At 40.0% G+C, this 7569-nt stretch carries 14 protein-coding genes and 1 pseudogene; 11 read left to right on the top strand and 4 right to left on the bottom strand.

Annotated elements, in window-relative coordinates; translation table 11 throughout:
* The 10 genes from O9290_RS26890 to O9290_RS26850 all read left to right on the top strand — a co-directional run.
* Positions 1-2364, top strand: a 2364-nt coding sequence (locus O9290_RS26890; protein ID WP_288087717.1) for a serine protease, incomplete at its 5' end; no start/stop codon positions are given.
* 240 nt (positions 2365-2604) lie between these two features.
* Positions 2605-2766, top strand: coding sequence for a hypothetical protein (locus O9290_RS26885; protein ID WP_288087715.1), 162 nt, complete (start codon positions 2605-2607; stop codon positions 2764-2766).
* A gap of 17 nt (positions 2767-2783) precedes the next feature.
* Positions 2784-2972 (top strand): type II toxin-antitoxin system HicA family toxin, encoded by a 189-nt coding sequence (locus O9290_RS26880; RefSeq protein WP_002768607.1) that lies wholly within the window; start codon positions 2784-2786, stop codon positions 2970-2972.
* 11 nt (positions 2973-2983) lie between these two features.
* Positions 2984-3280 carry a type II toxin-antitoxin system HicB family antitoxin gene (locus O9290_RS26875; protein ID WP_002763050.1) on the top strand — a complete coding sequence of 99 codons (297 nt, stop codon included), beginning with the start codon at positions 2984-2986 and terminating at the stop codon, positions 3278-3280.
* A gap of 314 nt (positions 3281-3594) precedes the next feature.
* Positions 3595-3735, top strand: coding sequence for a hypothetical protein (locus O9290_RS26870; protein ID WP_254062833.1), 141 nt, complete (start codon positions 3595-3597; stop codon positions 3733-3735).
* A 12-nt stretch (positions 3736-3747) separates the two neighbouring features.
* Positions 3748-3942, top strand: a complete 195-nt coding sequence (locus tag O9290_RS28665; protein WP_502846479.1) for a Tse2 family ADP-ribosyltransferase toxin — start codon at positions 3748-3750, stop codon at positions 3940-3942.
* An 8-nt stretch (positions 3943-3950) separates the two neighbouring features.
* Positions 3951-4202, top strand: a complete 252-nt coding sequence (locus tag O9290_RS26865; RefSeq protein WP_288057875.1) for a hypothetical protein — start codon at positions 3951-3953, stop codon at positions 4200-4202.
* A gap of 106 nt (positions 4203-4308) precedes the next feature.
* Positions 4309-4488, top strand: a complete 180-nt coding sequence (locus tag O9290_RS26860; protein ID WP_288026498.1) for a hypothetical protein — start codon at positions 4309-4311, stop codon at positions 4486-4488.
* 86 nt (positions 4489-4574) lie between these two features.
* Positions 4575-4868 carry a nucleotidyltransferase family protein gene (locus O9290_RS26855; protein ID WP_002768612.1) on the top strand — a complete coding sequence of 98 codons (294 nt, stop codon included), beginning with the start codon at positions 4575-4577 and terminating at the stop codon, positions 4866-4868.
* The gene (locus tag O9290_RS26850) at positions 4865-5206 is read left to right on the top strand and encodes a HepT-like ribonuclease domain-containing protein (RefSeq protein ID WP_012264047.1); all 342 of its coding nucleotides are present in this window, start codon (positions 4865-4867) and stop codon (positions 5204-5206) included. The genes O9290_RS26855 and O9290_RS26850 overlap by 4 nt, the downstream gene beginning before the upstream one ends.
* A 350-nt stretch (positions 5207-5556) precedes the next feature.
* Here O9290_RS26850 and O9290_RS26845 read toward each other — a convergent pair whose 3' ends face one another.
* The 4 genes from O9290_RS26845 to O9290_RS26830 all read right to left on the bottom strand — a co-directional run bounded on the left by O9290_RS26845 (position 5557) and on the right by O9290_RS26830 (position 7070).
* Positions 5557-5805: a DUF2442 domain-containing protein gene (locus tag O9290_RS26845; protein ID WP_002785172.1), complete on the bottom strand. Its 249-nt coding sequence runs from the start codon at positions 5803-5805 to the stop codon at positions 5557-5559.
* Positions 5789-5980, bottom strand: a complete 192-nt coding sequence (locus O9290_RS26840; RefSeq protein ID WP_238707346.1) for a DUF4160 domain-containing protein — start codon at positions 5978-5980, stop codon at positions 5789-5791. Before O9290_RS26840 ends, O9290_RS26845 begins: the two co-directional genes overlap by 17 nt.
* Positions 5981-6318: 338 nt before the next feature.
* Positions 6319-6492 carry a hypothetical protein gene (locus O9290_RS26835; RefSeq protein ID WP_155120266.1) on the bottom strand — a complete coding sequence of 58 codons (174 nt, stop codon included), beginning with the start codon at positions 6490-6492 and terminating at the stop codon, positions 6319-6321.
* 20 nt (positions 6493-6512) lie between these two features.
* The gene (locus O9290_RS26830; protein ID WP_002763043.1) at positions 6513-7070 is read right to left on the bottom strand and encodes a Uma2 family endonuclease; all 558 of its coding nucleotides are present in this window, start codon (positions 7068-7070) and stop codon (positions 6513-6515) included.
* Between the two features lie 177 nt (positions 7071-7247).
* Between O9290_RS26830 and O9290_RS28660 the strand changes: the two are divergent.
* Positions 7248-7569: pseudogene (locus O9290_RS28660) on the top strand (hypothetical protein); the annotation flags it as partial.

Genomic DNA, 7569 nt, shown 5'->3' with positions numbered 1-7569 from the left:
AATATTTACACCGTCCTAACCGCCGATCACGTCCTTTGCGGAGAAATGGCACGCACCGACAGCTGTGCTGATTACACCTACACCGTCGTCACCAGCGACGGCAAAACTCGAAACATCGAGAAAAGCACCATCATCCGGCAGGAAGGGGTAGATTTAGCAGTCTTTCAGTTTGAAAGCCTGGACAATTATCCCGTTGCGGAAATAGCGAATTATAACCCAAATAGCGGTGATTTTGTTTTTGCGGCAGGCTTCCCCAAAATTGGACAAAATCCCTCGAAATGGTTGTTTAGTGGCGGTAGAATTCACGATAAAGAACAGGGATTACTACAAACCCGCCAAAGTCCTTTAAGCACTCAACAAGGGGGAACATTACAAAGTGTTGCTTCTTTAACCGGAGGCTATGAATTAGTTTATACCAGCATCACATTTGGGGGCATGAGTGGCGGTGCAGTCTTAGACTCCCAGGGGAGAGTAATAGGGATTCATGGAAGTTCGGAAACAGCAGGGTTAGAGAAAATAGGGGTAGAGAAAATTCAGTTAGGGTTTAGTTTAGGGATTCCCATTAGCACTTTTATCGGATTGCAAGAAAGATTCAAGGTAAAACCGCAATTATTAACCACTGCTCAACCCCAAGTTAGTCCGCAACAACAACAAGAAATTATTCAAGCGATTACTGGTGTTATTGTTCCTAATACCAATGCGAAGGCGGATATTTGGATAGAAAGGGGGGGACAATTATGGCGGTTAGGGAGGTCTGAGGAAGCAATTAAGGCGTTTGATGAGGCGATTAAGCAAAATGACCCCGATAATGTCTATTTAGCCTGGTATGGGAAGGGATTAGCGTTATTTGCTTTAGATAAATATCAACCAGCTATAGAAGCTTTGCAACAAGCGATTAATACCTTACCTAAACGGGAAGATTTAAAGAACTTTCACAGTAGTATTTTACAAAAGCAAAGTGTTGTTTATCGCTATTTAGAAAATTATGAGCAAGCCTTAACGGTGATTAATCAGGCGATTTCTCTGTTTCCCAATAACCCCAATCACTATAACGAGAAATATGTAGTATTAAGTCAATTAAAACGCTATGATGAGGGATTAGCGGCGATTAATCAGGCAATTGATCTCGCTCCCCGTGCTGCTTGGTATGGCAATCGGGGGAGTCTTTACTATAACCAGCAGAAATACGAATTAGCCCTCTCTGACTGGAACAAAGCTATTGAAATTAATCCTAATGATGCTTTGGCTTACAACAATCGGGGGGTTCTTTACAAAGACTTGCAGAAATACGAATTAGCTTTAGCTGACTTCAACAAAGCTATGAAACTTAATCCTAATTATGATATGGCTTACTTTGGTCGGGGGGAGCTTTACTATTACCAAAAAAAATACAAATTAGCATTAGATGACTACAACAAAGCTATTGAACTTAATCCTAATCGTGCTGGTGCTTACGTCAATCGGGGGAGTATTTACTATTACCAACAAAAATACGAATTAGCTTTAGCTGACTTCAACAAAGCTATTGAACTTGATTCTAAGTTAGCTATAGCTTACGGCAATCGGGGGAATATTTACAATGACCAACAAAAATACGAATTAGCATTAGCTGACTTCAACAAAGCTATTGAACTTGATTCTAAGTTAGCTGGGGCTTACAGCAATCGTGGACGTTTTTACTATTACCAAAAAAAATACGAATTAGCTTTAGCTGACTTCAACAAAGCTATTGAACTTGATTCTAAGTTAGCTGAGGCTTACAGCAATCGGGGGGGCATTTACTATAACCAACAAAAATACGAATTAGCTTTAGCTGACTTCAACAAAGCTATTGAACTTGATTCTAAGTTAGCTATGGCTTACAACAATCGGGGGGGTATTTACTATTACCAACAAAAAGACGAATTAGCATTAGCTGACTTCAACCAAGCTCTTGAAATTAATCCTAATTTAGTTGAGGCTTACTACAATCGGGGGAATCTTTACTATCTCCAACAAAAATACGAATTAGCCCTCTCTGATTACAACAAAGCTATTAAAATTAACAAAAATGCTTGGTTTGCTATGATGGGCATCGGCTTAGTTAAGTATGAACAAGGGTCAATAAGTGAAGCAATTAAACAATGGGAAAAAGCACTAATAATTAACAATCAATCAGCCGAAATTCAATTAGCTTTAGCCGTTGCTTTTTATCATCAAGGCGAAAAAGATAAAGCATTAAAACTCGCTGAAAGTGCTTTAAGTATTAATTCTCAACTTGCCAATATTGATTTCCTCAAAAAGATTTTACGGACAAACAAAATTTTTGCTGATGTTCAAAAATTATTAGCACATCCTGAACTAAAAAATTATGTTAATCAGTAGTTTCGTAGGTTGGGTTGAGCGAATAAATATGTTAAGGAAAACCTCTCAATTCTCAGGGAAAGCGAAACCCAACACCCAACACCTAAATCCGTCTGAATCTTTTTGTTGGGTTTCCTTGGGTGTATTGTTGGGTTTCGTGCCTCAACCCAACCTACGGTAGAAACCCAACAACCAACACCTAAATCCGTCTGAATCTTTTTGTTGGGTTTCCTTGGGTCAACCCAATCGACGATAATTGCTATGATTACTATAATCCGTAGTCGTGGTGGTTTATATGCCATATTAGGACAACCCGAAAAAGCAAAAATTGATCTACAACAAGCAGCCATATTATTCCGCCAACAGAATAATATGGCAACTTATGAAAAGGTGATGCAATTTTTACAACAATTAGGGGGGTGAAATAGAAATCATCAATTATGGAAAGTCGAGAAATTATCAAAAAACTGAAGGATGAGGGATGGTATCAAGTAGGTACAACAGGAAGTCATCATCATTTTAAACATCCCCATAAAAAAGGGAAAGTGACTGTTCCTCACCCTAAAAAGGATATTCCCCTTAAAACCCTAATCAGTATCGAAAAACAAGCCGGTATTAAATTACGATAAAGGAGAAATCAATGATTACTTATTTAGCCACCGTTCATAAAGATAACCATAGTGATTATGGGGTACAATTTTATGACTTTCCGGGTTGTATTAGCGCAGGAGAAACCATCGAAGAAGCGAAAAAAATGGCAACTGAAGCCTTAAAAGGTCATATTTCCTTCATGTTGGCAGATGGGGACGAAATTCCCACCCCTAGCACCCTCGAAACCATTTTAACCGACGCGGATCATCAAGATGCGATCGCTTTTCTGCTCATTGAGGTATCAGAAGCTATTTTAAACCATCAGGAATTGTGTGTAAAAAACTAGGTGCAGTCCCTAGCTTGGTTTGAGGGAATAAATATGTTAAAGAAAACCTCTCAATTCTCAGGAAAAGCGAAACCCAACACCCAAAATCTAAATCTGTCTGAATCTTTTTGTTGGGTTTCCTTGGGTCAACCCAATCGACGATAATTGCTATGATTACTATAATCCGTAGTCTTGGTCTTTTATATGCCATATTACGACAAACCGAAAAAGCAAAAATTGACCTAGAACAAGCAGCTATAATATTCTACCAGCAGGATAATATGGCAACTTATGAAAAGGTGATGCAACTTTTACGCGAATTAGGGAGGTGACAAATGATAAAAACACCCGTTGATTTATACCGTAGAGGTAATGCTACATCTCCCAGAATGGATCATGTTCGTCCTAACAAAGATATTGCTATCTATGAAAATAATGGGCAAATATGGGTAAAAGAAACCCTTGTTGATGGATAAACACCGGGGGGAATTTCGACCTTTTCCGTTCAGGGAATAGGAAACAACTGGTGGAAACTAGATCGGGGAATTTCTATTCCCAGTGAGCTAGAATTAATTAATGATCGAGGTAATCACTGGTTATGGAAACCCTTATTTCCCATGTCAATAGAAACCTATCAACAAGCCTTAAGGGTAATTGGTGAATTTTTTTATCGTGTAAGTTGAGGTAAACTATGAAAACTCTATCATTTAAAGACATCCAATTTATTATCGAAGCTCTCGAATCCCTTCTCAAAAATTATAGTGACCGTATTCAACAAATAGAAGCTCTCGAAAACTATGAAGATGAAATTTCGGACTTAAGTAATGATTCTTTATTTTTACAAGAATTAATTACCGACTTACAAAATCAACAAACACAAGAATTGGCTCTACTTGTGCCTGAATTTGATTTAAAAAAAAATGCCTTTACAAACATTAATTAAACAAGGAAAAAACCTGTCAATTGAGGAAAAATTAATCTTAGTGGAATCTCTAACTTCATCAATCTGCGAAGAATATAATCTAATGCGAACCTGAAATGAGAAATCAATGATTACTTATTTAGCCATCGTTCATAAGGTCCGTAGTCGTGGTCTTTTATATGCCCAATTAAAACAAACCGAAAAAGCAAAAATTGACCTACAACAAGCAGCTATAATATTCTACCAACAGAATATTATGGCAACTGATGAAAAGGTGATGCAATTTTTGCAGCAATTAGGGCAATAAGTGGGGGGGTGAGTTATCAGTATTTAGTTTTTTCTAGTCTAGTCTGTTAATTGTTCATTAAAAACCTTCGGGAGGGATGTTATTTTATGACCTTAAAACAACTCATACAAGACAAACGAGAGGATATCCTACAAATTGCCACCAAACATGGTGCTTTTAATGTGCGTGTATTTGGTTCCGTTGCTAGAGGAGAGGAAACCGAAAATAGTGATATTGATTTTTTAATTGATTATGATTTAGCTAAAACATCCCCTTGGTTTCCCGGTGGATTATTAGTTGATTTAGAGGCTCTCTTAGGGTGTAAAGTGGATGTAGTAACTGAAAAAAGCCTTCATCATCTAATTAAACAGCGAATCTTAAAGGAGGCAATTAAGTTATGAATGAAGATCGAGTTTATCTTGAATATATTTTAGACTGTATTGATAAAATTAAGGACTATTCCCAAGGAGGAAAACAGGAGTTTTTTGCTAATTCAATGATCAGCGATGCTATCATTAGACGCTTACAAACTTTGGCAGAATCAACTCAAAGGCTTTCGGAGGAATTAAAGGCAAATATTCCCAATGTTGACTGGCGTAATATTTCTGGTTTTAGGAATATTTTAGTACATGATTATTTAGGGGGAATTGACCTTAATACAGTTTGGGAGGTGGTAGAAAATTATTTGGATGATTTAAGAAAACAGATTTTAAGGCATCTAGAATCAGTCAATACTTAATCAAAGTCTAATTTCGTAGCTTGGGTTGAGCGAATAAATAAGTAGGTAGGCGTTAAAAGTTGTCAGACACCCCCCTTATCAAGGGGGGCAGGGGGGATCCCCCCGCCTATCGGCACCCCCCTTATCAAGGGGGGCAGGGGGGATCGAACCTAAAATCCATTTTTAATTTAATTATAACCAGCTACTTAGGTTAAAGAAAATCTCTCAATTCTCAGGGAAAGCGAAACCCAACACCCAACACCTAAGTCCGTCTGAATCTTTTTGTTGGGTTTTTTTACGTCAACCCAACCGACGGTAATTGCTATGATTACTAGGTTCGGTAGAGCCGATTTTTTTTAAGCATTTAACATTTAAGCACCCAATCTTCCTTCTAAAATGCCAATGATGGACAAATCCTCATCTAAGGTTTCCCAATGTAATCCCGTGCCATCACAAATTAACTCAACCTCTGCTAATTGTTCAAAGGTTGCTTTTGATAAGCGTTTATTTTTATAAGCAGGAAAACGAATTTCTCTATCGTCTTCTAAACGAATACAAATCCATTTATCTTCAACCCAAACTTTTTGAGCTTTTACTATGCTTTCATGTACCAAATACATCGTGCCATTTCCTCCGTATTATTTCTATATTTTCTGTAATGATAACTTCAGCCCGAACAATTTCTTTGGTTTTTAGACCTTTAGCATAATCCAATTCTAGCGGCTCTAGCCAAAATTTAGCATATCCGCCGCCCCGTCGAACGTGAACGTGCATGGGTTCATTGCCTTCTGGCATAGAAAAAGAAAACATAGCCTTCCAGTCTGAAAATTTCTGGCATGAGGTTAAAGCTTATTTTGCCGGATTTCGCCAAGCATGAAATGTAACGCACCATCAATTTTATAATATTCGGTGGGTTATGCTACAGTGCTTGTCATCTTGGTGCGATCACTGTTTTAGAGAACGAAAAGCGATCGCATCCTTTCCTAGGTTGGGTCATCGGAGCGAAACCCAACAGCCAACACCTAAATCCGTCTGAATCTTTTTTTTGGGTTTCCTTGGGTCTATTGTTGGGTTTCCTTGGGTCTATTGTTGGGTTTCGTGCCTCAACCCAACCTACGGTAGTTTCCTTGGGTCTATTGTTGGGTTTCCTTACGTCTATCGGCTAGACAAGGAAAAAGCGATCGAGGATTTCCGACAAGCCGCCGAACTGTTCCGCCAGCAAGGGAACGCGCCAGCACGCGAAAAAGCCCTGCAATTCCTACGGCAATTAGGCGCGGTCTAGATACTCGATCGATTTTGAATCTCACCCCGAAAAAAGCGATCGATCTTACAGCAAGATTTCTAGCGCTAGGGTGAACCCCGGAACCACATCTTCCCCGCTTAAAATCGCGTTCTCGGGATAACAGGTAATCGTCCCGTCCTGACGGTAGACGAAAGCCTGTTTATTGTGGCGATCGATCAACCATCCTAACTTCACCCCGTTCTCCCGATACTCCTCCATTTTCCGCTTTAACTTGGATAAACTATCGGTTTTAGAACGGATCTCGATCACGAAATCCGGCGCGAGATCGAGAAATTCATCCTCCCTTTCCTGCCAACCGGACGGTAAACGTTCTCTCGCCACGAAAGCCACATCGGGAGAGCGTACCGCGCTATTGGCCAGTTTAAAACCGCCGCTAGAACTAAATACCTCTCCTAACCCGTTCTGTTCGACCCAGTAGAGCAGGCGAGCGCCGGCTTTCAGTTCTCGATTCGCTGAAATACTTCCGATCGGGGGCATAGTGACTAACGTTCCATCTGCATTGCGTTCAAAGCCTAATTCCGGGTTCTGACAACTGAGGCGAATTAATTCCGCATCAGTAATCGTCGGGGATTTGCTTACCATATTGCATCAAAAACAACAAGTATTTTCACTAAATGATAACAAAGCGATGCCGATTGCCGCGCTTTTTCCTTTTGTACCCGAAAGGAAAAAAAATTGATCGCCCTATCCTGCATATTCCCAAAAAAGCAACCGATGAATTAGGTAGAAGCTCAAATCACCCTCACCGAGGCACTACCCATGAAATCCTTTGCCCTTCTCACCACCGTCAGCCTAATCGGCCTCTCCACCCTCGCCACTGTTCGCCCCGTTATGGCCCTAGAAAGCCGACAACCAGCCGAAACCCTGATCGCTCAAACGAACTACAAAGAAGCGATCGCCCACTTTAACCGGGGAATTAACTACATCCAACAGGAAAAATTTGACATCCTCGCCGCCGTAAAACGGACGGCGATTCCCAAACCTCACGATTTAGGTTTCTGCTTCTTTCCCTTGCGGGGTTTCGCACCTGCCTTAACAGATTTACTCTGTTCTGGTCTTATGGTCGCTCTACAGACTGACA

The organism is Microcystis sp. LE19-41.2A (assembly GCF_027530405.1).
Lineage (GTDB): Bacteria > Cyanobacteriota > Cyanobacteriia > Cyanobacteriales > Microcystaceae > Microcystis > Microcystis aeruginosa.
This window is presented reverse-complemented; position numbering and strand designations above follow the sequence as displayed.

What these genes read in the sequence shown, in the direction of transcription:
- O9290_RS26885 (WP_288087715.1), top strand. Translation starts at nt 2,605, where the DNA reads ATGATTACTATAATCCGTAGTCGTGGTGGTTTATATGCCATATTAGGA.
- O9290_RS26880 (WP_002768607.1), top strand. Translation starts at nt 2,784, where the DNA reads ATGGAAAGTCGAGAAATTATCAAAAAACTGAAGGATGAGGGATGGTAT.
- O9290_RS26875 (WP_002763050.1), top strand. Translation starts at nt 2,984, where the DNA reads ATGATTACTTATTTAGCCACCGTTCATAAAGATAACCATAGTGATTAT.
- O9290_RS26870 (WP_254062833.1), top strand. Translation starts at nt 3,595, where the DNA reads ATGATAAAAACACCCGTTGATTTATACCGTAGAGGTAATGCTACATCT.
- O9290_RS26865 (WP_288057875.1), top strand. Translation starts at nt 3,951, where the DNA reads ATGAAAACTCTATCATTTAAAGACATCCAATTTATTATCGAAGCTCTC.
- O9290_RS26860 (WP_288026498.1), top strand. Translation starts at nt 4,309, where the DNA reads ATGATTACTTATTTAGCCATCGTTCATAAGGTCCGTAGTCGTGGTCTT.
- O9290_RS26855 (WP_002768612.1), top strand. Translation starts at nt 4,575, where the DNA reads ATGACCTTAAAACAACTCATACAAGACAAACGAGAGGATATCCTACAA.
- O9290_RS26850 (WP_012264047.1), top strand. Translation starts at nt 4,865, where the DNA reads ATGAATGAAGATCGAGTTTATCTTGAATATATTTTAGACTGTATTGAT.
- O9290_RS26845 (WP_002785172.1), bottom strand. Translation starts at nt 5,805, where the DNA reads ATGTATTTGGTACATGAAAGCATAGTAAAAGCTCAAAAAGTTTGGGTT.
- O9290_RS26840 (WP_238707346.1), bottom strand. Translation starts at nt 5,980, where the DNA reads ATGCCAGAAGGCAATGAACCCATGCACGTTCACGTTCGACGGGGCGGC.
- O9290_RS26830 (WP_002763043.1), bottom strand. Translation starts at nt 7,070, where the DNA reads ATGGTAAGCAAATCCCCGACGATTACTGATGCGGAATTAATTCGCCTC.